Here is a 23,765-nt window from a genome sequence, read left to right as displayed (position 1 = left end):
TGGCAACCTGGCACAGATTGGCATTCCTGAGGGTTGCCGATCACCCCAGCCTTCCCCCGAGACGAAAGGGCAGGACATGCCCCGCACATTCCTCGTCACCGGCAGCGCCTCCGGTATCGGCGCTGCGACCGCCGCTCACCTTCGCGACCAGGGCGCCAAGGTCATCGGCGCCGATCTGCGCGACGCCGACATCACCGCCGACCTCGCCACCGCCGAAGGCCGCCAGTCCCTGGTCGAGCAGGCCCGCGACCTGACCGAAGGCCGACTCGACGGCGTGATCGCGTGTGCCGGCGTGGCGCTGTTCGACCCGCTTACCATCAAGGTCAACTACTTCGGCGCGGTCGCCACCCTCGAAGGGCTGCGTCCCCTGCTCGCCGCCGGCCACGATCCCCGCGCCGTCGTGATCTCCTCGGTCGCGTCGCTGCATCCGACGGATCCCGCGATCGTCGACGCGGCGCTCGCCGGGGACGAGGCGGCGGCGGTCGAGGCCGCGCAGGCCGCGGTCGCGTGCGGCGACGGAGCCCAGATCTACGCGTCGTCGAAGGCCGCGATCGCGCGCTGGGTCCGCCGCACCGCGGTGACCCCCGAGTGGGCGGGCGCCGGCATCCCGCTCAACGCGATCGCGCCCGGCACGATCGTCACCCCGATGATCCAGGCGATGCTCGACAGCCCGGAGGGCCTCGCCGCCATCGACGGCGCCGTCCCGATGCCCCTGAACGGACATGCCCGTCCGCAGCAGGTCGCACCGCTGCTGTCCTGGCTCGTGTCCCCCGAGAATTCGCACGTGACCGGGCAGGTCGTCTTCGTCGACGGTGGGGCCGACGCGGTCCTGCGGGGCGACCGGACCTGGTAGCCCCGCAGGACCGTTCGGCCCGACAGCGATAGGGCGGTCAGTCCGCGAACACCTCGCGCAGGTGGGCTTCCTGCTCGTGCGACAGGTTGGTGGAGATCAGTTCTGCGTGCTGGCCGTGGAACTCCTCGTGCACCCGGTCGAGGGTCTCGTCCGAGGTCAGTACGAACAGCGCCGACGTGCCCGGGGTGATCTGTTCCTTCAGACGCTTGATGAAGTCGTCGTCGATGCCCACGTCGGTCAGTGCTCCGGACACTGCACCGACCGCGACACCGACGGCGACGCCGATCAGCGGGATGAAGAACAGGATGCCGAAGAGCAGGCCCCAGAAGGCCCCGCCGAGGGCACCCGCGCCCGTGAGATTGGTGAGCTGGTGGGTCTTCGGCTTCTTCCGGCCCTCCGGCCAGCTCACCATTGCGGCGTCGTGGACGGTGATCAGGGCCTGCTTCTGCAGGTCTTCCAGTGTCGCGATGGCTGTGTCCGCCCCGGTCGGGGATGCGAACTTCCAGACGGTCAGCGTTCCTGCCATGGTCATCTCCTCCGATGGTGGGGTCCAGCCGGGTCGGTCTCACAGCCACGGTAGGAACAGATTCACCCGGACACCTCACACCTTTCGGATGAACTGACGACCATTCGAAGTCCGCGGGTGGTCACTCGACCGGCGAGGGCACAACGCAGCGAAACCCGATGTGACTCATCCCGGTGTCGATCATCTGCGGCCGTCGCGCAGCGGGCCGGTAGCGGCGGCAGTAGCTGTCGGCGCACAGGAACGAGCCGCCCTTGATGACCTTGCGCGGCACCCGGAACTGCGGCTGCCGGGGGTCGAAGCTGTCCGCGACCCCCGGACCGCGCGGGTTCCGCGGAACGCAGCACGACGACTGGCCGCCGCCGTGCCGCTCGGCGTACCAGTCGTCGGTCCATTCCCAGACATTGCCCGCCATGTCGTACAGCCCGTACGGGTTCGGCGGATACGACGCCACGGCGCTGGTCGTGCCGTACCCGCTGTCCGCGCGCCAGGGGAAGTCGCCGTGCCAGAAGTTCGCGAGCCGCCGATCGCCCGACTCCGCCTCGTCGCCCCACGTGAAGTCGGCATGCTCGAGCCCGCCCCGCGCCGCCGCCTCCCACTGCGCCTCGGTGGGCAGGGCGCGGCCGGCCCACTCGGCGTATGCCTGTGCGTCCTCGTGAGCGACGTGGACGACGGGATGATCCTCGCGGCCGTCGGTCGCGGATCCGGGGCCTTCCGCGTGCCGCCACGACGCCCCGGGCGTCCACCGCCACCACTGACTGAGGTGCCGAAGGTCCACCGGCCCGGGTGTTCCGACGAACACCATCGATCCCGGTGCGAGGTTCTCGGCCGGCGCCCCGGGATAGTCCGCGGGATCCAGCGGACGCTCGGCCACGGTCACGTAGCCGGTGTCGGCGACGAAGCGTGCGTACTGGGCGTTGGTCACCTGCCGGGTCTCGATGGCGAACTGGTCGACCTCGACCCGATGGGCCGGCCCCTCCTCCGGGTAGTGGCCGTCGGAGCCCATCGTGAAGACCTGGGCGGGGACCTGCTGGAGTTCGGTGAGGGCGACGGTGTCCACGGGACCTCTTCCTGCTCAAGCGGTGTCGGGAGCGAACACCTCGTTCCAGTCATTCTTCACGCTGACGACGGTCCAGTCGTTCCGACGCGCGTGTTCGAGTACGTCCTCCGCACCGGCGACGTAGTCGAACTCCCGCTCGGCGTCGTCGTGGAGGAGCAGCAGCCGCAGTGCCGGCGTGCCGGGCAACTCGGAGAACGCCAACATCGGCAGGTCACCGTTGGAGTTGCCGACCGACAGGATCGGACGTCGGCCGATCCGGCTCCAGATCCGCACCGGCTTCTCGGGCCCGTCGTCGAAGAAGTCCATCGCCGCCTTGTAGAGCAGATCCGTGTGGCCGTCGCCCGCCCGGTAGGAGATCCCCAACGCACTGCCGATGATTCGCTCCGGGGGCACCCCGTAGAGCTCCCCGGCGATCGGGCGCATGAAGTCCCGATCGCCTCCCGAGGCGATGTAGACGGTGAACCCGTTCGCTTCCAGATAACGCAGCAACTCGACCATCGGCTTGTATCCGCAGCCCCGATACGGCCGGGCCAGTGTCGGATGGTCCGCGTCGCCGAAGAAGCTGGTGACACGGGCGTCGTACTCCTCGACCGTCACCTCGTCGAACGCCCGAGTGATCGCCCCCATCAACAACTTCAGGTCCGCGTCGTCACCGTGGTAGTGGTTGACCATGGCGGCGCCGAGCCAGTGCGTGTCGTTCTCGTACGCCGCCTTCCACGGCTGCTGCGACCGCAGGGACGGGTCACGCTCCGCCATGTCGCCCAACCGTCGGATCGTGAAGTCCAACTGGATGGGCATCGGCTTCTCGCACCACAGGGTGCCGTCGTTGTCGAACACCGCGACGCGCGCCGCGGGTTCGACGTACCCGGGTCCACCCTCGTCGGTGACCCGCTCGACGAAATCGACGATGGCGGATCTGGTTTCGCCGTCCGCCCACGACTCCAGGATGTCGGACACGACACTCAGTCCCTGGCCAGGAAGGCGTGCAGTTTGTCCACCGCGTGGTTGATCGTGAAGCTGGCCGCCTCCTGCCGGGGCGGGAATTCCTTGAACGTCTCGAGGAATGCGGTGGTGATCGCGGTTCCGTAGAAGGCGATGTAGTCGTGGTCGAGGAACCAGTCCCAGTAAGTGTTCGAGGTGGCGTCGGCGCGCTCGTACGGATCGGTTCGCAGGTTGAACAGCTTGGGGACGCGCAGTTGGGTGAACGGCTCCGCCCAGATACCGAGGGTGCCCTGGGCCCGCTGCTCCATGAAGACGATCTTCCAGTTCTCGAACCTGACGCCGAGGACATCACAGTCGTCGGAGAAGTAGACCATCCCGCGGCGCGGGCTCGTGTCGACCTCGCCGGTGAGGTACGGCAGCAGGTTGTAGCCGTCGATGTGCACCTTGAACGTCTTGTCGTCGACGGTGTGCCCGGCCTTCAGCTTGTCCACGATGTCCGCGTCGCCGGCTGCAGCGAGGAACGTGGGCAGCCAGTCGTGGTGCTGGACGATGTCATTGGACACCGAGCCCGCCTGAATCCGACCCGGCCACCGGATCACCTGCGGAACCCGGAATGCGCCCTCCCAGTTGGTGTCCTTCTCGCTGCGGAACGGCGTGGTCGCCCCGTCCGGCCACGTGTTGGCGTGCGGTCCGTTGTCCGTGCTGTAGATGACGATCGTGTTCTCGGCCAGACCGAGTTCGTCGAGAACGTCGAGCACCTGACCGACGTTCTTGTCGTGGTCGATCATGGTGTCGTGGTACGGCGACTGCCAGATGCCCGACTGCCCAAGGCTCTCGGGCTTGGTATGCGTGCGCAGGTGCATGTGGGTGAAGTTCACCCACATGAAGAACGGCGTGTCCTCGGCATGCTTGCGTCGGATGAAATCGACAGCCGCGTCGGCGATCTCGTCGTCAACGGTCTCCATCCGCTTCTTGGTCAGCGGACCGGTGTCCTCGATCTTCTGTCGTCCCACGCGGCCGAACTTCGGGTCCTCGGCGGAATCGTCCTCGTCGATGGCCCACGAGCGAAGGACCCCACGAGGCTTCTGGAGGTTGTACAACCGCGGAAACTGCTCCTCGTGCGGGTAGTCCGGCAGCTCGGGCTCCTCCTCGACGTTGAGGTGGTAGAGGTTGCCGAAGAATTCGTCGAACCCGTGCACGGTAGGCAGGTGCTTGTTCAGATCACCGAGGTGGTTCTTGCCGAACTGCCCGGTCGCGTAGCCCAGCGGCTTGAGCAGTTCCGCGATAGTGGGGTCCTCGGCGGACAGTCCGATGTCGGCGCCGGGAAACCCGACCTTGCTCATCCCGGTCCGGTAGACGCTCTGCCCAGTGATGAATGACGCGCGGCCCGCCGTGCAACTCTGCTCGCCGTACGAGTCGGTGAACTTCATCCCCTCGTCGGCGAGCCGGTCGATGTTCGGTGTCCGGTACCCCATCAACCCGTCGCTGTAGCAACTGAGGTTGGTGATCCCGATATCGTCTCCCCAGATCACCAGAATGTTCGGCTTCGAATCCGCCATCACCAGTCTCCTCGTCCGTTCGGCACGGCGCGACAGTCCCCCGACGCACACGTAGCAGCGAGTTGTCTGCGGATCAGGCTGCCCAACGACACCTGCTGTCGCATCACCCGTACCGGATGAAGACTGGACCCGGTCAGGCTCGGTGGTGCGGATCAACCACCGAAGGGCGCGGTGACGCCGAGTGAGAGGGCACCCATCACCTTCGGCGCACCGTCCTCGTAGAAGGTGTCGAGATCTCCGATTTCGAAGCCGGCGCCTCGTACGAGGCCGGGGATGTCGCGGGTCAGGTGACATCCGCCCGCGACCGCTTTCTGGATCGGCTCGAGCCGGTGCTGCCAGCGTCGGACCTTCTCGTGGGGCGCGAGCCCGTGTTCGACGAAATGCAGCGTCCCCCCGGGCTTCAGGACTCGCCGCACCTCACGCAGCGCGGCTCGGGCGTCGGGGATGGTGCACATCGTCCACGTGGACAGTGCGGTGTCGAAAGTGTTGTCGGGGAAGGGCAGCGACTGACCGTCGAGCCCCGATCGCTCGACGGGAACGCTGGTGCGCGCAAGGCGTTTCCGCGCCAACCGCCATGCCTCGTCGGCCGGTTCGACCGCGCTGACGGACGTGACGGCCTCCGGGTAGAAGGGGACGTTGAGGCCCGAGCCGAAGCCGATCTCGATCACGCGGCCGTGCAGTCCCGCGCACACCCGTTTCCGCGATGATTCGGTCAGCGACGCCCCACACGAGACGTCCACCAGGCGCGGGACGATCCGATCCGTGTAGAACCCCATGGGCAGCCTCCTGATCCGTTCCCTCACTCCCCCAGCATGACATCGACCTCCCCGCCGTAGGCCAGAGCGAGAAAGGTGCGCACCCCGTGCACGAGGGCTCGCTCGTCCAAATCGAAGTCGGGCGTGTGGAGGTCGTGTCGCGGACTGATCCCGTCCCAGACTCCCAGGCGCGCCATGGCACCCGGGACATGCTCGAGGTACCACGCGAAGTCCTCACCGCCGCTCGACTGTCCGGCCTCGGCGAGATTGTCGAGACCCACCACGGACTCGATCGCGGAGAGCATTTCGCCGGTCGCCTCGGGGTCGTTGACCACCGGCGGCACGCCCTGCACGTAGTCCAGCTCGTGCTCCACGGCATAGGGCGCGAGCAGGTCTGCGACGCTGCGCCGTACCAACGGCTCCACGGTGGCCCAGGTCCGGTGCGACGCGCTGCGCAGGGTGCCCACCAGTTCCCCCGACTCCGGTATGGCGTTGCCGACCCGGCCGGCCCGGATCCGACCCCATGTCAGCACGGTGGCGGTGCGCGCGTCGACGCGGCGATCGAGCACCGACGCCAGCCCGGTCACCAGTACGGCCGCGGCATGGATCAGATCGCCCGTCAGGTGCGGACGCGCCGAATGACCGCCAGGCGAGGACAGCCGCACCGTGAGCATGGCCCCCGACGAGGTGATCGGGCCCGCCCGTGTGGCGAGCTTGCCGACCTCGAGCTGCGGCGCGCAGTGCAGGGCGAAGATCCGCGAGACGCCCTCGAGCGCGCCCGCCGCTACGACCTCGAGCGAACCTCCCGGGGTCGTCTCCTCACCGGGCTGGAAGATCAACCGAACCCGCTGCGGCGGAGGCTCGGCCGCGAGGACGGTCGCAGCCTCGAGGAGCATCGCGGTGTGCGCGTCGTGCCCGCACGCGTGGCACACCCCCTCGACCGTGGACGCGTACGGCGCCCCGGTGGTCTCCGTCAACGGGAGCGCGTCGAGGTCGGCCCGCAACGCGACGCACATCGAGTCGCGCGGGCCGACGTCGCACCACAGTCCGGTCCCGCCGGGCAGCACCACCGGATCGAGCCCCAGCGAGCGCAGGTGGTCGTGCACGAGCGCGGTCGTCCGGAACTCCGCGAAGGACAGTTCCGGGTGGATGTGCAGATCCCGTCGCCACGCGACGAGCCGGTCGTAATCGACAATCATCCTGCTGGACACCCCCGTCAGATCGCCGACACCGGGGCGTCGGCCCGGGCCAGCCGGCTCGTCAGCCAGTTCACCATGGTCTTCGCGAGCGTGTCCCGGTTCTCACGCTTGACGATGTCGTGGCCCTCGTCGCGGAACAACAGGAGCTCGGCGACGCCGCCTCGGGCCTGCACGGACGCCACCACCTGTTCGGACTCGCTGACCGGCACGTTCGTGTCGTTGGCGCCGTGCACCACGAGGACAGGTGCTTTCAGGGCGTCGACGCGGTGGATCGGCGACAGTTCGGCCAGCAGTTCCCGGTCGTGCTCCGGATGCCCGTACTTGGGATAGGCGGCGGCCGCGATCCACGGTTCGGTGTTGGCGTAGAAGGTCTCGAGGTTGCTCATGCCGCAGACAGCGATGCCCGTGGCGAACAGGTCGGGGTGGAAGGTGAGTGCCGCCAGCGTCAGGTACCCGCCGTACGAGTGCCCGGCGCAGGCGATCCGCGCGGGGTCGGCAAGTCCGTTGTCGACGACGTAGCGCACACAGTCCGCCACATCGTCGATGGCGGCGAATCGGCCGTACCGCTCGTCGGCGTGCACGAAGATGCGGCCGAATCCGCCCGAGCCGCGCACGTTCGGCGCGAAGACCGTGATGCCGGCCTGGACGAGGGCTGGGAAGTAGTCGCTGTACGCAGGGCGTTCCTGATCCTCCGGACCGCCGTGGAACCAGAGCATCACCGGCCCGGGACCGTCCCCGGCCGCACGGTACAGCCACCCGGTCAGGGGTAACCCGTCGCTCGCGGTGAACTCGGCCAGCATCGGGGCGTCGGCCCGGGCGATACGCGTCCGGGCCGGTTCCACCGGACCCCACTCGCCCGTTCGCGGGTCGACGATCTCCACCGACGGTGGCATCCCGGGGCCCTCCACCGTGACCGCCAGCAGCGAGCCGTCGGCACTGATACTCGGCTCCGATGCCACCAGCCCCGGCAACTGGATCGGAGAATCGACCGTGCCGTCCGCCAGATGCAGGATCTGCAGCTCGCTCAGGCCCTTGTAGTTCCACAGCAGGCCCACGGTGCCGTGGTCGTCGCTGACGACGAATTCGTCGAGTTCGCAGTTTTCCCGCTCGGCCAGAACCCTGTAGGAGACCCCCCGATCGGAGACGGCCACACCCAGCAGTCGCGCGAACTCCGCACCGTTGTCGCTGCGCACGAGCGCGCGGATGTACCTGTCCGGCTCTCCCTCGCTCGACGCCCACGGCGATCGGTGCTGACCGAGCACGCCGATGAGGCGATGGTCGTCGAGGATGACGCCCGCGTCGGTGGTCGAACCGAAGTCGGACGGCAGCAACGGGATCCGGCTGCCGTCGTCGCGTTGCAGCAACAGTTCGCGGTGCCCACGGGGACCGACCCGCAGCAGCGCCGATCCGGCCCACGCGTCGACGAGGTAGCAGCCGACACGGCGGTCGAGCGTGACGGTGTCCCGGGTGTCCGGATCGACCAACCGCGCCTCCGCCACTCCGTCCTCGTCGGTCGAGGTGAGCGCCACGCGGTTCCCGTCCCATCCGATCAGCTCGGTCGAGCAGGCATGCTGCGCTCCGACGACGCGGGCCGAGCGGTCGTGCGGGTCGGTGTGCACGACCCATACCTGAGTGCGGTTACCGCCGTGGGGCGCGACCTGGCACGCGAGCCACCGACTGTCGGCCGAATGCACGATCCGCGTGACCGGACCGGGTATGGGTAGGTCCACGCGACGGTCGGTGCTGCCGTGCCGGCCCGACAGGAATCGCTGTACGGCCCAGGGGTAACCCCCGTCGTCGACGATGTGCGCGAAACCGGTCCCGTCCGGCGACACCGACGCGCCTGACGTGAAGCGGATGTGCTGTCCGCCTTGCGGTTCCACCGGCTCCTCGGAAGTCACAGCCGCTCCATGGCCTGCAACCACATCTCCAGCAGGCCCACCTGCCACAAGGTGCTCACACCGCGGGCGGTGCGAATATCGTTGGGAGCGGCGAACATCGCGTCGAGCGCTTCCGGGCGGTACAGCCGTCGCTCGCGGGCGCTTCGGCTGCGCAGCGAGTCCCGCACGAGGTCGAGGACGTCGCCTTCGAGGTGCCGGATGGCGGGCACCGGAAAGTACCCCTTGGTGCGGTCGATCACCTCGTGCGGCAGCAAGGAGCGGCTGGCCTCCTTCAGCACGCCCTTGCCGTCGCCCGCCAGTTTGAGATCCGGCGGGCAGGTGGCCGCCAACTCCACGAACTCGTGGTCGAGGAACGGCACGCGGGCCTCGAGCCCCCACGCCATGGTCATCGTGTCGACCCGCTTGACCGGATCCTCCACGAGCATCACCGTCGTGTCGAGCCGCAGCGCGGCGTCGACGGAGGTGTCGGCGCCCGGCGCGCTGTGGTGCCGGACGACGAATTCCGAGCTGACGTCGTGATCGAGGCAGTACTCGGGCTCGAGCAGGTCTGCGATGTCGTCGTGGGTGCGGTCGAAGTACACCTTCGCGTACGCCTCGGCCGACTGTTCCCGGGCCACCCCGACCAGGGGGGGATACCAGTGGTAGCCGCCGAGGATCTCGTCCGCGCCCTGGCCGGACTGCACCACCTTGACCGACTTGCCGACCTCCTCCGACAGGAGGAAGAACGCCACGCAGTCGTGGCTGATCATCGGCTCGCTCATCGCCTCGACCGTCTTCGGTACCGCCGCCGGCAGCCGCGACGGATCGATGTGGATCTGCTGGTGATCGGTGCCGAAGGTCCGCGCCACCAGGTCGGAGTAGAAGTACTCGTTTCCGGATTCACCTCCAACGGAGTCGAATCCGATGCTGAACGTGGCGAGGTCCCGCTGTCCCATCTCGGCCAGCAGAGCCACGAGCAGGCTGGAATCGATGCCTCCCGACAGCAGCACCCCCACCGGCACGTCGGCGACCATCCGGCGTGCCACGGCCGCGCGGAGCGACTCCATCAGGGCGTGCTGCCATTGCTCCGCCGTCCATGACGCTCGTTCGGGCGATGGCTCGAACCTCGGTTCCCAGTAACATCTTTCGATGGATCTTCCGTCCGGATGCACCACTCGGATCGTCGCCGGCGGGAGCTTGCGGACGCCCTCGAACATGGTGTGCGGTGCCGGTACGGCCGCGGCGAAGCTCAGATAGTGGTGCAACGCCACGCGATCGATCGTCGTGTCGATGCCGCCGCCGCGCAACAGTGCCTGCACCGTCGAGGCGAACCGTAGCCGCCCCGGCTGCTCGGCGAAGTACAGAGGTTTGATACCCAGTCGATCGCGGGCGAAAGTCACCACACCCGAATCGATCTCGTGCACCGCGAAGGCGAACATCCCCTTGAAACGGTGGACGCAGTCCGCACCCCAGCGATGAAAACTCTTGAGCACCACCTCGCTGTCGGCCGTCGAGAAGAACCGGTATCCGGCCTGCTGCAGCTCCGCGCGCAGCTCCTTGTAGTTGTAGATGCAGCCGTTGAACACGAGCGACAACCGGAGTTCGCTGTCGACCATCGGCTGACCGCCCCGCGCCGACAGGTCGATGATGCACAACCGACGATGGCCGAACGCCACCGATTGCCGGGCGTACGCGCCGGCCGAATCCGGCCCGCGCGTCACCATCGCGTCGGTCATCCGGGCCACCGCGCCCACGTCGGGCGTCGTCCCGTCGAAACGAACCTCACCGCAAATGCCACACATGTTCGGCAACTCCTCCTGGGCTGTCAGCGTCCGTCGCCCGGATCGGTGTCGGCGTCGTGCGGGCCGGTCACGATCCAGGTGTCCTTACCGCCGCCACCCCGCGACGAGTTCGTGATCGAGCTTCCGGCCGGCGCCACCCGCGTCAGAGCGGCAGGCACGACGTGCGCCCGCACCCGGTCACCGTCCGCGCGCAGGTGCACGAACGCGCGCAGGTCGACGTGCCGCGGATACAGGCCGGTTCCGTCGAAGGTGGGAAGCGTCGACAGCTCGACCACCTCTTGCGCGACGAAGCGCTGCGGGCCGGCCAACAGCTCCAGCCGCCGCTGCTCCAGGTCGCGCTGAGAGATCTCGGGGCCGACGGTGATGCCGTTGCCGTCCAACCCATCGATCGGCTTGACCACCAGCTCGCCGAGACGGTCCAGCACCTCGTCGCGCTGTGCACGCTCGGCGCACACCCACGTCGGAACCTGCTCGAGCAGGGGCTTTGCCCCCAGGTAGTACTCGATCAGCGCCGGCACGTAGCCGTAGACGGCCTTGTCGTCGGCCACTCCGTTGCCCAGCGCGTTGACCACGGTCAACGTCCCGGCGCGCAACGCGCCGAGCACACCCGCGCGCAGGCGCCGGCCGTCGTGGCCCGACGACGACAGCAGCATGTCCTCCTCCATGCGGGCGTACAGCACGTCCACCCGCCTCCTCTCCCCGCCGCTGTGCAGATACAGCACGTCGTCGGTGACGGACAGGTCCCGGGCCCGGGCGAGGGGCAGCCGGGCGCGCTCGGCGAGCAGTCGGTGCTCGAACCACGCCGCGTCCTCCGGCCCTGAGGTGGCGAGCACCGCCGACACCTCGGCGCCCGACGCCGCCGGCGCCGCCGCCCGCAGAGTGTCGCGGAGCATCTCGGGGACGGCGTCGACTCCGACCACGTCCGGCGGCACGTGCAGCTCCGGGAAGAACCGGTTCGTCATCTCCCGGTACGTCATCGCGTACCCGCTGCCCGACGGAATGCGCAGGTTGTCCTCGAGGACGAGGAACCGGTCCGGGTCCGTCGCGACGAGGTCCACACCGCAGATGTGGGCACGCACGGGGTGCCCGTTCGCGGCGGTGCCGACGGTCCGGAACCCCGGCGCACGATCGAGCAGCTCCTCCGGGACGACACCGTCGCGGATCGCTGCCCGATCGCCGTAGACGTCGACCAGGAACGCGTTGAGCGCAAGCGCGCGTTGCTCGAGCCCCGGAACAAGTCGGGACCAGCGGTCGCGGCCGATCCGGCGCGGTAACGGGTCCATCACGCCCCGTGTGCCACCAGCCGGGATCATCCCGTAGTCGCTCTCCCAGCGCTGCACCGACGACCGGATCCGGTCGAGCCCGTCCGCTCCGATCCGCGTGGCGGGCCCCAGGATCGGCCGGTATTCCGGCCGCACCCCGTGCGCCGGGTCGACCGCCTCGTCGTACTCGTCCTCGATCACTCCGGTCGGCGACGGCGCGTAACCGTGCAGCAGATTCGTCACTGTGCCGTCGATGTAGGCCACCGGATCGAGGCGGCCTGCCGTCTCGGCCGCCAACAGGTCCACGACGTCGGTCAGGCGGCCCCGCCGGCGCAGGGTCCGGCGCTGCCGTGCCGCTGAGCTCCCCACCTGCAGGGAGACGTCCGCCAACTTGGAGACCACGTCCCAATCGCCGGTGAACTCGAGGTGGGGTCGCAGCGATCGGATCAGACCCTCGACCACCCGCGATGCCGGGCGCGGTGCCGCAGCCTCCACGTCGACCAGGTCGCCCTCGAGTCCCGACCGCGCTGCCCGCCACATCGCCGCGCGAAGGAGCGTGGGAGACAGCTGCAGCGGCGGCCTGCCCTCGCGGAGGGCGACGGCCTCGCGTTCGACGAGCGCCCGGAACACCCCGGCGACGAACGCGATCGTGTCCACCGACGGGCAGCTGTCGCACACCCGCAGCTCCAGCGTCGGATACCGGTCGGACGGGCGCAGGTCGAAGTAGACCATCCCGGGACCGTTGATCACACCGCTCGCGACGAGGTCGGCGATCAGCCGGTCGTACTCCGCGGCGGAATGCACCGGCGCCGCGGGGCCGGTGGTGGGCCAGCGACTCCACACCAGGGTTCGCATGCTGGCGTATCCGGTATCGGTGCCGTCGGCCCAGAACGGTGAACTCGCGCTGAGGGCGAGGAAGACCGGCAGGTACGGGACGACGCGATTGGCGATCCGCACGGCCTCGTCGCGGTCCGCCACGTCCACGTGCACCTGCGTGCCGCAGATCAGCTGCTCGCGGGCGAGGAGCTGATAGTCGGCGAGCATCCGTCGATAACGTGGTGTCTCGGTCACCGCCATCTCGGCGGGCACCGAGAGGGGCACCGCCCCCGCGGCCACCACCCCGACGCCGAGTTCGGCGGCGGTGTCGACCAGGACCCGCCTCCGGCGCGTCAGATCGGCGCGCAGATCGATCAGATCCGGAAATACCCCGCTGTTGACCTCCACGACGCAACGCTGCAGTTCCTCGACGTAGACGTCCCGCGGTAGCCGCTCGAGCAGTTCGGGTGCGCGGGTGACGAGCCGCCGGGTCTTCGCGTCGATGAGATGGAACTCCTCCTCGACACCCAGCTTGCGTACTTCGCTGGTCGACACGGTGATCTACCTCGCGCGCCGCGAAGGCGTAGTAGGCGTCGGGCTCATCCGGGGTCCTCACTGTCCGGTCGACGAGCGAACCGAGCCGCCCGCGGAGGAGATCCTGCCTTCGCGACCCGACTCGTGGAGCCTTCGGTTACCCCCGCCGTCAGGATTTCAACCGCGCTGCCCGATCAGTGTCCGTCGCCCCCCGACGACGTCCGTGGTGTTCGTGCTGTTACTCCGCAACAGTCCGGAATCCCAGCATCATGTCGTGGTCCTCGTGGTCGAGCATGTGGCAGTGCCACACGTAGCCCTGCAACGGACCGGATGCGACCGGGGCGGTGTCGTGGCCCGCGTGGGCGGGCATCTCGTGCCCACCGTGGTCCGGCGGGGGCTGCGCCGGTGCGACGCCCTCCCCGACGCCGAAGGTCGCGTCGGGGTCGAAGCCGAGCTGCGCGGCGGTCGGGAAGACCGCGACGATCCGCGTAATCGACGCCGGATCCGCCACGACGGTGTCCTTCCGACCGGTCTCCCACGGTTCGGGCGGTGCCAGCGGCGAGGTGACGAACTCGTCGGCGGGCGGCGCCCACTTGGTGCCGACCGGGGGTACCGGATACCGCTGCATGTAGCGCTGCACGTCGATGTCCTGCCGGCCCAGGACACGAAAGTTGACCAGGTGCAGGTGAATCGGGTGCGGCTCGGGCGTGACGTTGACGATGTTCCACTGTTCGACAGTGCCCTGCCGCGGCATCTCGATGTCCGGGTCGCCGAACATGAGATTGTTCAGTGACATCATCGTGCCGCCGGTCGACTGGTCCAGCAGCTGCATGACCGTGACCGTCCGCTGCGCCTGCGGTGTGGGGACCGGCTCGAGGTCCGCGGGCTGTCCGGGCCCGCCGCGCAGCGTCTGCGGCACCGCACCGGTAGAGCCGCGCCCCTCGGCCACCCGGAACCGGCAGAACAGCGGCATCGCCCGCGCGCCGCGCTGCGACGCCGCGAGCGGGGGTGGCTCGTCGTTGCACAGTTCCACCGTCGAACCGGGCTCGAGCGCCGCGAAGTCGACCAGCAGGTCGACGCGTTCACCGGGCGAGAGCCGCACCCGGGTCGATGGCACCGGCGCCGGCAGCAGTCCGCTCTCCATCCCGAGGATCCAGAACCGCATCCGGTTGCCGAAGAACAGATTCCACACACTGAACGATGCGGCGTTGACGAGCCGCAGGCGGTACATCCCGCGCGCCACCTCCAGCTGCGGCCAGATCTTGCCGTTCACCACCCCGACGTCGCCCGGGGTTCCGCCGTCCCACCGGCCCTGGGGCACCATCGGGGTCGCCCGAATGCTCTGACGGCCGTCGGCGGTGAAGAGCTTCTCCTGCAGGATCAGCGGGATCTCGAACTCCCCCGACGGCAGTCCCCACGCGTTGTCGGCTGTGCCCGTGTCGAATTCGTCGCGCAGCAGGAACATGCCCGCGAGGCCGGCGTAGACGTTGAGCCGGGTGATGCCCATGGCGTGGTCGTGGTACCAGAACTGGGTGGCCTCGTGGCCGTTCGGGTACTCGTGCACGTGCCCCTGCCCGGGCCGCTGCAGGAACGCCGGATGCCCGTCGTGCTCGGGGGGCGTGACCGCACCGTGCAGATGCATCGACGTCGGCACCGACGTCCGGTCCTGCTCGGTGACGCCGTGCAGCGTGGTGTCGAAGTCCGCGGCCAACGGGTGGACTCCGATCTCGTTGCGATACGCGACGGTCATCGGGTCGCCGCTGTGCGCCTCGACCGTCGGCCCGAGGTAGTCCATGCCGCCGTACGCCAGCGCCGGGGACGGGCCCAGATCGCGGTGGAACCGGTGCGTCGTGCTCGCGGACCGCAGTTCGAGGCTGGATCCGGTGAGTACCGGAAGCCGCGGGAGGTCGTCGGCGAACGGTTCGAGCCGCGGCGACTCGAACAGCAACGGCCGCGACGGGTCGACGTCGCCGATATCCTGCGCGCGCACCGACGACATTCCCACCGCCCCGACGCCGAGCGCACCCGCGGTCCACGCCAGCCCGCGATTGAACGCGCGCCGCGACATCCGTCCGCCCATCACTCGTCACACTCCCCGTGGTCGCCCTACCGGAGCACGCCCGCCCGACGCTACGCCGGAACCGGCTGCCGCCCTGCCTCTTTCCCCGGATCTACCGAGTTGGTTCGGGCGGTTCCCGGCGAGGCGGACGAATCGTCGCGCCCGGACCGCCGTGCGGCGAGAACTCCGCGGCGTGCGGCCGGCCGCCGGCCCGTGCGCACGCGACGACGACATCCGATTCGCCTGTCCGACACGATCGTCCGATTCGCCTACGCTGTCGACAGTTCACCGGGACCGGCCGCGCCGCTCCCGTCAGGTTCGGAGGGGTGCTGTGGGGTCGTCCAAGTTCAACGTCGCGTTGGCGCGCGAGGCGCTCGCGGCCCGCTCCGAGACCGCGCAGGGCTGGCTGCGCGGCACCCCACCCGGCCGGACGGTGCAGCGCATCCTGACCGGGTTCATCGACATCGAGTGGGCGGACCGGTCGATGACGCTGGCGGCGCAGTCCTTCACATCGGTGCTGCCAGTGGTCATCGCAGTGTCGACCATCGGTCGCCGCGACGCGGTCACGAAGGGGTTCCTCGCCCAGTTCGGCATCGACGTCGATGCCGTCGACCTGGCCCCGGGCACGTTTGCGCCCGCCGAACCGTCGTTCGCCGCGTTCGGCGTCGTCGGCCTGCTGATGGTGATACTCAGCGGCACGTCGTTCGCCCGGGCCCTCGGCCGGATGTACGGCCGGGCCTGGCACGTGCCGACGCTGAAGGTGTCGAGTTGGTGGCGCTGGGTCGCGGTGCTGCTGTCGGTCGCGGCGTCCGCCGCACTGATCGGACTCACCCGACTCATGCACGACGTCCCCTACCTGGGCGGTTGCCTCGTCCTGGTCGGCCAGTTCGCGGTGTGGACGGGCCTGTGGACGCTGGTGCCCTACCTACTCACCGAACGACGACTGTCCAGTCGGGTGCTGTGGTGCACCGGTGTGATCACCGCCGTCGGCCTGACGGCCCTGGGACTGGCCGGCGACATCATCCTGCCGCGGACGGCCGCCGAGGCGGAGGCCAAGTTCGGCGCGCTGGGCCTGGTGTTCACCGGGATCGGCTGGATGTTCACGGCGTGCTTCGTCATCATCAGCGCGACGGTGATCACCAAGGCCCTCGCGCTGGACGAGGGACCGATCGGACGGTACCTGCGCGGTCCGGTGGAGCCACTCCCAGAAACCTCCATGGTTGCCTGAAGAAGAAGCTCAGGAAACGGGGGTTACCTAGGCGGTGTGAATGCGAGTTCCTGCCGCACCCTCTCGCCGGCCGACGTGAACGGCATCGCCGTCGCGGCATCGGCCGGGATCGACGGTGCGATGGACGACCTCATGGCTCAGGTCCGGCCCATGATCCTCGGCTTCTGCAGGTCACGGCTCGGGAGTGTGCGGCGTATCAGCGCCGAGGACGTCACCCAGGAGGTGTGTATCGCCGTGATCGGCGCACTGCCTCGCTACGAGCACCGCGGCAAGTTCACGGCCTTCGTGTTCGGTATCGCCACCCACAAGGTCACCGACGCGCTCCGCGCGGTGCATCGCGACCGGTCCGTCCTGGTCGACGATCTCCCCGACGTCGCCGCGGACACCGAAGCTCCCGACGAACACGTGATGCGGACGGAGCAACTGGGCCGCATCGAGGCGATGCTCGACGTCCTCACCCGGCAGCAGCGAAGCATCCTCCACCTACGGATCATCGAGGAGAAGACGGCGGCCGAGACCGCGGCCGCGCTTCACATGACGCCCGGCGCGGTCCGCGTGGCCCAGCACCGTGCGCTGACGCGGCTGCGCGAACAGTTCGCGGCGCCGCGCTGACGTCGTTTCACCCGTCGCGGGTGACGGCTGCGGCCCATCGTCGCTCTACCGTCTGGGCAGGACACGAGCCGTTCTGCATCCGAGGAGGAGCACTCGATGAGCGCGTACCCGCCCGGCCCCCCGACCACACCCGCCGTCGACGCGAAGCGATTGTGGGCCGGTGGGGTGGCCACCGCTCTGGTCGCCGCGCTCGCCGCGGTGGTGGGGCTGCTGATCGTCCGCGGACTGCTCGACATCCCGGTCATCACCCCCGACTCGGCGATCGGGGAATCCCAGGCGACCACGATCGCCGGGTACTCGATCGTGGCGGCGCTGCTCGCGACCGCGTTGCTGCACCTGCTGATGGTCTCGACGCCCCGCGCGTCGTCGTTCTTCGGCTGGATCTGCATGCTCGCGACCATCGCGGTGGCGTTGTGGCCGTTCACCGTCTATGCCGACACCGACTCGAAGATCGGCAGCTCGCTGATCTACCTCTTCGTCGGCATCGCGATCGTGTCCTTGCTGTCGGGGGTCGCGGCAACCGCCCGGACCCGGCGGCCGTCCGAGGCATAGCGGAGCCGTACTCGATCGCCACGGTCGGCGCCACGACGAATCCGGTCGTGACGATGGGCGGCCTCCGCATCGTCCCGGACACCACGCTCGACGAGATCGGGCCGGCGGGGAGCGCGATGCTCATCCTGGCCGGCAACGATATCTGGAACAACGGAGTTCCTGGCCTCGGTCGGCTACGCGGGCGGGCATCTGTACCGCGACGAGCCCGCCGTCACCGATCGCGATCTCATCACGGCCGCCGCCAACGCGCCGGTGCACTTCGCCCGCGAGATCCTCGAACGTCTCGACGTGTTCGAACCGGATGCGCTGGCGTCGTGGTTCAAGCTGTACGGCCTTCGCGATCCCGCGGGCTTCTACGAACTGGCCGCCGGCTGATGCGCGACGAACAGGACCTGCTCAGCGGTCTCGCGCTGGGCGTGTTCCGGCTCAACGGGCAGTTCCTCGACGTCGCCGAGAATCTCGCACGCCCGGCAGGACTGACGGCCGCGTGGTGGCAGGTTCTCGGCGCCGTTCTGACACAACCGCTGTCGGTCTCCGACATCGCACGCGAGATGGGTATCACCCGGCAGAGCGTGCAGCGGATCGCGGACCTGCTCGTCGCGCGCGGCCTCGCCGAGTACCGACCGAACCCGGCGCACCGCCGCGCCAAGCTCGTCGCACCGACACCGGAAGGGCGGCAGGCGGTCTCCGGAATCGATCCGGCCCACGCGGCGTTCGCCCACCGCCTGACGCAGGCCCTCGGACGCGACGAGCTCACCGACACCCTCGCGGCGCTACGCCGACTCTCGACCGTCCTCGACCAGTTGGCCGACGACGCCCCGACCGACGACCGGCCCGCAGGTCAACGCAGATAGCCGTGGTGCGCAACGGGTTCGACGGCGTCGCCCCGCGCACTCGCACCCAAGCCGCGGATCAGGATGTTCCGCAGCTCCTGCGGGTCGATGACGTCGTCGTAGAACAGCGTCTGCGCCAACGCCCACGGGCCGGACGACTCGTTCTCCACCAGGGCGCGCCGGGTCTCGTCGTCCTCCTTCGCGGTACGGCCACCGACGTCCGCCGGGATCCCGCCCAGCGTCACCGCGGGGAACGCGAGGGTCATCGTCTGATTGTCGTAGGGATTCATGCCCATCACGGAACTGCCGAACCCGAACGCCTTGCGCACGGTCACATGGAACTTGGGGGTCCGTAGCCGGTGCTGCGCGGCGAACATGCGGGCACTGGCCTTGAGGATTCCCGCCTTCTCGGACGCGCTGCCCGCCATCACACCCGGGTTGTCCGCGAGGAACAGCACCGGCAGGTGGAAGGCGCCGGCCAGTTGCAGGAAGGACGCGGCCTTGTCGGCGGCCGCGACGGTGACCGCGCCCGCCATCACGGTCGGCTGGTTCGCGACGACGGCCACCGTGTGCCCGCCGAGCCGCACCAGCGCGGTGATGATCGACGTCCCGTAGGTCGGCTGGATCTCGGTGACGGTGCCCGCGTCGGCCAGCACGTCGAGCACCGCGCGCATGTCGTACGGGCGCTTCTGGTTCACCGGAATCAGATCCAGCAACTCGGACAGAGCGCGCTCCCCCACGTCGTGGTTCCCGGCGTCGGGGCCGGCCCACGGCGGGCGCTGCCACGCGCTGCTGGGGAAATAGGACAGGTACCGGCGTGCCAGCGCCAGCGCCGCCTCGTCCGACTCCACGAGATTGTGCGCGACGCCGGACGCGTCGACCGCGACGTGCGGTCCGCCGAGTGCCTGCTTGTCGACCTGCTCGCCCGTGGACGCCGCGACCAGCGGCGGGCCGGCGGTGAACAACGCACCGTGGCCGTCGACCATGATCACGAAGTCCGACAGCGGCGCGGCCAGGGCGCCGTGGCCGGCCGACGGCCCGGTCACGATGGTCACGGTGGGCACCAGCCCGGAAAGATCGGCCATCGCCTGAAGATCATTGGGCGCCGGACGGTTTCGCTCGAGCGCGTTGGTGGCGCGGTGACCGGCGCCCTCGAGCATCATCACGAGCGGTGTCCGGTTGCGCAGCGCGAGCTGGGCCGAGCGGGCCCGCTTCGACGCGGCCGCGGTCCCGATCGAGCCGCCCGCGACGGTGAAGTCCTCCGCGCCCACCATCACCGGGCGTCCATCGATGGACCCGGACCCCGCGACGAATGCATCCGCCGGCACCGCCGGATCGCCTGCGAGCACGCCCAGTTCGACGAAGGACTCCCGGTCCAGCAGCCCGGCGACCCGGGCGCGGGCATCGAGCCGGCCCGACGCCCGATACCGCGCGACCTTCTCCGCACCCCCCATCGCGCGGGCCGCAGCCTTCCGCTCGGCCAGCCGCTTCAGCAGCGGCTGCCAGTCCGCACCGTTCTCCGTGTTCGCCGTCACAGCAGTGAAGCTACGACCAACCACTTTCGGCCGCAACGGCACTCATCACTCACCGAGAACGACGCGTGCGCGGCCACCCCGACCCGAAGGCCGGCGCGACCGCGCACGCGGGAAGAGCGGGAGCTAGACGAGCAGCTCGGCGATCTGGATGGTGTTGAGCGCCGCACCCTTACGCAGGTTGTCGCCCGAGACGAACAGCGCCAGGCCGCGGCCCTCGGGGGCACCCGGATCCTGACGGATCCGGCCGACGAGGGACACGTCGCCACCGGCGGCCGCGAGCGGGTTCGGCACGTCCACCAGCTCGACGCCGGGGGCGTCGGCCAGCAGTTCCTTGGCACGCTCCACCGACAGCGGGCGCTCGAACTCGGCGTTGATCGCGAGCGAGTGACCGGTGACGACCGGGACGCGCACGCACGTGCCCGACACCAGCAGGTCCGGCAGGCCGAGGATCTTGCGGCTCTCGTTGCGGAGCTTCTGGTCCTCGTCGGTCTCGCCGCTGCCGTCGTCGACGATCGCACCGGCGAGCGGCACGACGTTGAACGCGATGGGCGCGACGTACTTGTTCGGGGCCGGGAAGTCGACGGCCGCGCCGGAGTGCACCAGTTTCTCGGCGTCGTCGGCGACGGCGCGGACCTGGCCCACGAGCTCCTCGACACCGGCGATACCGCTGCCCGACACCGCCTGGTAGCTGCTGACGATCAGGCGCTGCAGGCCGGCCTCGTCGTGTAGGACCTTGAGGACCGGCATCGCGGCCATCGTGGTGCAGTTCGGGTTGGCGATGATGCCCTTCGGCGGGTTCTTCGTCGCTTCCGGGTTGACCTCGCTGACCACGAGGGGAACCTCGGGGTCCTTGCGCCACGCGGACGAGTTGTCGACGACGATCGCGCCGGCCGCCGCGAAGCGGGGCGCCTGCGCGCGGGAGAGCGTCGCACCGGCCGAGAACAGCGCGATGTCGATGCCCTTCAGGTCCTCGTCGGAGGTCGCGGATGCGTCCTCGACGACGATGTCCTCACCTCGGAACGGCAGCGTCTTTCCGGCCGAGCGCGCGGACGCGAAGAACCGCACCTTGTCGGCCGGAAAGTTGCGCTCCTCGAGCAGGGTGCGCATGACGATGCCGACCTGGCCGGTGGCACCGACGACAGCAATGGTGGTCATGACTGATTACCGTCCCGTTCCTGCGTGTACGACGGCCGCTTCCTCGCCGCCGAGGTCGAATGCTGCGTGGATGGCCCGCACGGCGTCGTCCAGATCGGTGTCCTTGACGAGCACCGAGATGCGGATCTCCGACGTCGAGATGAGGTCGATGTTGACATCCGCCTCGGCCAGCGCCTCGCAGAACTTGGCGGTGACGCCCGGGTGGCTCTTCATGCCGGCGCCGACGAGCGACACCTTGCCGATGAGGTCGTCGAACAGGATCTGCGTGAAGCCGATCTCCGACTGCAGCGCCGTCAGCTTCTCCACTGCGCGCGGGCCGTCGGCCTTGGGCAGCGTGAAGGTGATGTCGGTCTTGCCGGTCTCGACCTTGGAGATGTTCTGCAGCACCATGTCGATGTTGATCTCGGCCTCGGCGACGGCACGGAAGACCTTCGCGGCATGGCCCGGCGTATCGGGCAGGCCGACGACGGTGACCTTGGCCTCGCCGCGGTCGTGGGCAACACCGGTGATCAGGGCTTCTTCCACGGGAATGTCCTCCATCGATCCGGACACGATCGTTCCGGGCTTGGTCGTGTATGACGAGCGGACGTGCACGGGCACGTTGTAGCGGCGGGCGTACTCGACGCAGCGCAGCATGAGGACCTTGGCGCCGCACGCGGCCATCTCGAGCATCTCCTCGAAGGAGACGGTGTCGAGGCGCTGGGCGTCGGGCACGATGCGCGGGTCGGCGGTGAAGACGCCGTCGACGTCGGTGTAGATCTCGCACACGTCGGCCTTCAGCGCGGCGGCGAGCGCGACGGCGGTGGTGTCGGAGCCGCCGCGACCGAGGGTGGTGACGTCCTTGCTGTCCTGGCTCACGCCCTGGAAGCCGGCGACCAGCACGATCGACCCCTCGTCGAGCGCGGTGCGGACGCGGCCCGGCGTGACGTCGATGATCTTGGCGTTGCCGTGGCTGCCGGTGGTGATGACACCCGCCTGCGAGCCGGTGAACGACCGCGCCTGCGCGCCGAGCGAGTGGATGGCCATCGCGACGAGAGCGTTCGAGATGCGCTCGCCCGAGGTGAGCAGCATGTCCATCTCACGGGCGGGTGGCACCGGGCACACCTGCTGCGCGAGGTCGAGCAGTTCGTCGGTCGTGTCGCCCATCGCCGAGACGACCACGACGACGTCATTGCCCGCCTTCTTGGTCTCGACGATCCGTTCAGCGACGCGTCGGATGCGCTCGGCGCTCGCGACCGAGGATCCCCCGTACTTCTGGACGACGAGAGCCACGCGTGTGTACCTCCGGATAGATGGATTGATGCAAGTCCAGCTGTCGAGCTTACCGAGGTGCGTCGCCGGGAGTGCACCGCGTCCTGACCAACGGATGGGGGCGCGGTCGTACTCCGTCGGTGGCAGCATCTGCAAGGTGAACGTCGCCCGCCGTCTGACCGCCCGCCCCACCGAGGAGAGGGCGTCGGTTTCGCCGCTCGAGCTGTTCTTCGACCTGGTGTTCGTCTTCGCGCTCACGCGGGTCACCGAGTTGTGGGGCAACGATCCCAGCAGTATCAACCTGCTGCACGGGGTCCTGCTGATGGCAGTGCTGTGGTGGTCCTGGGTCTGCTACTCGTGGGTGGCGAACCTGGTACGCGCCGACGAGGGCGTGCTGCGGGTGGTGATGCTGGCGGCGATGTCCGCGGTGTTCGTCATCGCGCTGACCATCCCGGAGGCGTTCGACGACCTGCCGGGCGGCCTCGACGCCCCACTCGTCTTCGCTGTCGGCTACTTCGTGGTGCGGGCGCTGCACATCCTGATCTTCCTGGTGATCAGCAAGGAAGACCCCCAGTTGCGCGGACAGGTGATGCGGTTCGTGCCGTCGATGCTCATGGGCACGACGTTCCTGCTGATCGCGTCGCAGCTGACCGGGCCGTGGCAGACGGTGATGTGGTTCCTGGCCCTCGCCGGCGACTATCTGGGCACGCTTGTCAGCGGTACCGACTGGCGGTTGCGGTCGGTGAGCCACTTCGCCGAGCGGCACAGCTCGTTCGTGATCATCGCGCTCGGCGAGTCCATCGCGTCGATCGGCATCGGCGTCGCGACCCAGCCGACCACGTGGGCGATCGTCGTCGCGTCGCTCCTCGGGCTCGCGGTGTCGTCGCTGCTGTGGTGGGCGTACTTCGACGTCACGTCGCTACTGGTGGAGCAGGCCTTCGAGGAGTCGCGGGGTCGGCGCCGCATCCGGATAGCCCAGCGCTGCTACAGCTACGCGCACCTGCCGATGGTGCTCGGAATCGTGATGGTCTCGCTCGGGCTGAAGAAGATCCTCTACTACGTCGGCGACGGCAACGAGCACCGACTGGCCGACCCCCTGCAGGGCTGGCCGCTGGCCGCGCTGTTCGGCGGCGCCGCCCTTTACCTGGCGGCGCTCGTCTACTTCAAGCAGTACGGCGCCGACTCGTTCAGCCTGCCGCGCACGGTGACCGTCGTCGTGCTGCTCGCACTGATCCCGCTCGCGTGGCATCTGCCCGCGTTGGTGACTCTGGGGCTCCTCGCCGTAGTTCTGCTCGTGCTGATCGCCTACGAGACCTTCGTGTTCGCCGAACGCCGGCGCACCATCCGGGCCTGAC

The 23,765-nt window shown here is 69.1% G+C and carries 20 protein-coding genes; 7 read left to right on the top strand and 13 right to left on the bottom strand.

The window, feature by feature from the left end; all coding sequences use genetic code 11:
• Positions 1 to 76 precede the first annotated feature (76 nt).
• A complete protein-coding gene (locus ACQ5DX_RS26495; RefSeq protein WP_430335435.1) occupies positions 77 to 853 on the top strand; it encodes an SDR family oxidoreductase in 777 nt (258 codons plus the stop codon).
• A gap of 37 nt (positions 854 to 890) precedes the next feature.
• Here the strand turns inward: ACQ5DX_RS26495 and ACQ5DX_RS26490 are convergent, their stop codons facing one another.
• The 10 genes from ACQ5DX_RS26490 to ACQ5DX_RS26445 form a co-directional block, all read right to left on the bottom strand.
• The gene (locus tag ACQ5DX_RS26490; protein WP_430335434.1) at positions 891 to 1,379 is read right to left on the bottom strand and encodes a DUF1269 domain-containing protein; all 489 of its coding nucleotides are present in this window, start codon (positions 1,377 to 1,379) and stop codon (positions 891 to 893) included.
• 121 nt (positions 1,380 to 1,500) lie between these two features.
• A complete protein-coding gene (locus ACQ5DX_RS26485; protein WP_430335433.1) occupies positions 1,501 to 2,436 on the bottom strand; it encodes a formylglycine-generating enzyme family protein in 936 nt (311 codons plus the stop codon).
• Positions 2,437 to 2,451: 15 nt separating this feature from the next.
• Entirely contained in the window at positions 2,452 to 3,384 is a 933-nt protein-coding gene (locus ACQ5DX_RS26480; RefSeq protein WP_430335808.1) for an HAD family hydrolase, read from the bottom strand.
• 14 nt (positions 3,385 to 3,398) lie between these two features.
• On the bottom strand, positions 3,399 to 4,937 hold the full coding sequence (locus ACQ5DX_RS26475) for an arylsulfatase (protein WP_430335432.1): 1,539 nt from the start codon (positions 4,935 to 4,937) through the stop codon (positions 3,399 to 3,401).
• Between the two features lie 152 nt (positions 4,938 to 5,089).
• Entirely contained in the window at positions 5,090 to 5,713 is a 624-nt protein-coding gene (locus tag ACQ5DX_RS26470) for a class I SAM-dependent methyltransferase (RefSeq protein WP_430335431.1), read from the bottom strand.
• A 23-nt stretch (positions 5,714 to 5,736) separates the two neighbouring features.
• A complete protein-coding gene (locus ACQ5DX_RS26465; RefSeq protein ID WP_430335430.1) occupies positions 5,737 to 6,891 on the bottom strand; it encodes an amidohydrolase in 1,155 nt (384 codons plus the stop codon).
• A 17-nt stretch (positions 6,892 to 6,908) separates the two neighbouring features.
• Positions 6,909 to 8,726 carry an alpha/beta hydrolase family protein gene (locus tag ACQ5DX_RS26460; RefSeq protein ID WP_430335807.1) on the bottom strand — a complete coding sequence of 606 codons (1,818 nt, stop codon included), beginning with the start codon at positions 8,724 to 8,726 and terminating at the stop codon, positions 6,909 to 6,911.
• Between the two features lie 62 nt (positions 8,727 to 8,788).
• A complete protein-coding gene (locus tag ACQ5DX_RS26455; protein ID WP_430335429.1) occupies positions 8,789 to 10,573 on the bottom strand; it encodes an N-acetylglutaminylglutamine amidotransferase in 1,785 nt (594 codons plus the stop codon).
• A gap of 23 nt (positions 10,574 to 10,596) precedes the next feature.
• On the bottom strand, positions 10,597 to 13,206 hold the full coding sequence (locus ACQ5DX_RS26450) for a glutamate--cysteine ligase (RefSeq protein ID WP_430335428.1): 2,610 nt from the start codon (positions 13,204 to 13,206) through the stop codon (positions 10,597 to 10,599).
• Between the two features lie 217 nt (positions 13,207 to 13,423).
• Positions 13,424 to 15,265: a multicopper oxidase family protein gene (locus ACQ5DX_RS26445; RefSeq protein ID WP_430335427.1), complete on the bottom strand. Its 1,842-nt coding sequence runs from the start codon at positions 15,263 to 15,265 to the stop codon at positions 13,424 to 13,426.
• A 310-nt stretch (positions 15,266 to 15,575) separates the two neighbouring features.
• On the opposite strand from ACQ5DX_RS26445, the gene ACQ5DX_RS26440 reads away from it, so the two are divergent.
• The 5 genes from ACQ5DX_RS26440 (at position 15,576) to ACQ5DX_RS26420 (ending at position 18,490) form a co-directional block, all read left to right on the top strand.
• The gene (locus ACQ5DX_RS26440; protein WP_430335426.1) at positions 15,576 to 16,472 is read left to right on the top strand and encodes a hypothetical protein; all 897 of its coding nucleotides are present in this window, start codon (positions 15,576 to 15,578) and stop codon (positions 16,470 to 16,472) included.
• 36 nt (positions 16,473 to 16,508) lie between these two features.
• Complete coding sequence (locus tag ACQ5DX_RS26435; protein ID WP_430335425.1) at positions 16,509 to 17,084, top strand: sigma-70 family RNA polymerase sigma factor; 576 nt, start codon at positions 16,509 to 16,511, stop codon at positions 17,082 to 17,084.
• A 96-nt stretch (positions 17,085 to 17,180) separates the two neighbouring features.
• Positions 17,181 to 17,636, top strand: a complete 456-nt coding sequence (locus tag ACQ5DX_RS26430; RefSeq protein ID WP_430335424.1) for a DUF6069 family protein — start codon at positions 17,181 to 17,183, stop codon at positions 17,634 to 17,636.
• A 252-nt stretch (positions 17,637 to 17,888) separates the two neighbouring features.
• A complete protein-coding gene (locus tag ACQ5DX_RS26425) occupies positions 17,889 to 18,011 on the top strand; it encodes a hypothetical protein (RefSeq protein ID WP_430335423.1) in 123 nt (40 codons plus the stop codon).
• Positions 18,011 to 18,490, top strand: coding sequence for a MarR family winged helix-turn-helix transcriptional regulator (locus tag ACQ5DX_RS26420; RefSeq protein WP_430335422.1), 480 nt, complete (start codon positions 18,011 to 18,013; stop codon positions 18,488 to 18,490). The genes ACQ5DX_RS26425 and ACQ5DX_RS26420 overlap by 1 nt, the downstream gene beginning before the upstream one ends.
• On the opposite strand, the gene ACQ5DX_RS26415 is transcribed toward ACQ5DX_RS26420, so the two are convergent.
• From ACQ5DX_RS26415 to ACQ5DX_RS26405, 3 genes are all read right to left on the bottom strand, one after another.
• Positions 18,478 to 20,004: an acyl-CoA carboxylase subunit beta gene (locus tag ACQ5DX_RS26415; RefSeq protein WP_430335421.1), complete on the bottom strand. Its 1,527-nt coding sequence runs from the start codon at positions 20,002 to 20,004 to the stop codon at positions 18,478 to 18,480. The two genes, ACQ5DX_RS26420 and ACQ5DX_RS26415, sit on opposite strands and share 13 nt — an antisense overlap.
• A gap of 123 nt (positions 20,005 to 20,127) precedes the next feature.
• Positions 20,128 to 21,159, bottom strand: a complete 1,032-nt coding sequence (locus tag ACQ5DX_RS26410) for an aspartate-semialdehyde dehydrogenase (protein ID WP_430335420.1) — start codon at positions 21,157 to 21,159, stop codon at positions 20,128 to 20,130.
• A 6-nt stretch (positions 21,160 to 21,165) separates the two neighbouring features.
• Positions 21,166 to 22,431 (bottom strand): aspartate kinase, encoded by a 1,266-nt coding sequence (locus ACQ5DX_RS26405; RefSeq protein ID WP_430335419.1) that lies wholly within the window; start codon positions 22,429 to 22,431, stop codon positions 21,166 to 21,168.
• Between the two features lie 136 nt (positions 22,432 to 22,567).
• Between ACQ5DX_RS26405 and ACQ5DX_RS26400 the strand changes: the two genes are divergently transcribed.
• Positions 22,568 to 23,764: a low temperature requirement protein A gene (locus tag ACQ5DX_RS26400; protein ID WP_430335418.1), complete on the top strand. Its 1,197-nt coding sequence runs from the start codon at positions 22,568 to 22,570 to the stop codon at positions 23,762 to 23,764.
• The last annotated feature ends 1 nt before the right edge of the window (position 23,765 follow it).

The sequence above is a fragment of the Rhodococcus sp. ACT016 genome (genome assembly GCF_050477185.1).
Taxonomy (GTDB): domain Bacteria; phylum Actinomycetota; class Actinomycetes; order Mycobacteriales; family Mycobacteriaceae; genus Prescottella.
The sequence above is the reverse complement of the archived record's forward strand: the minus strand, read 5'-3'. Positions and strand labels throughout refer to the sequence as shown.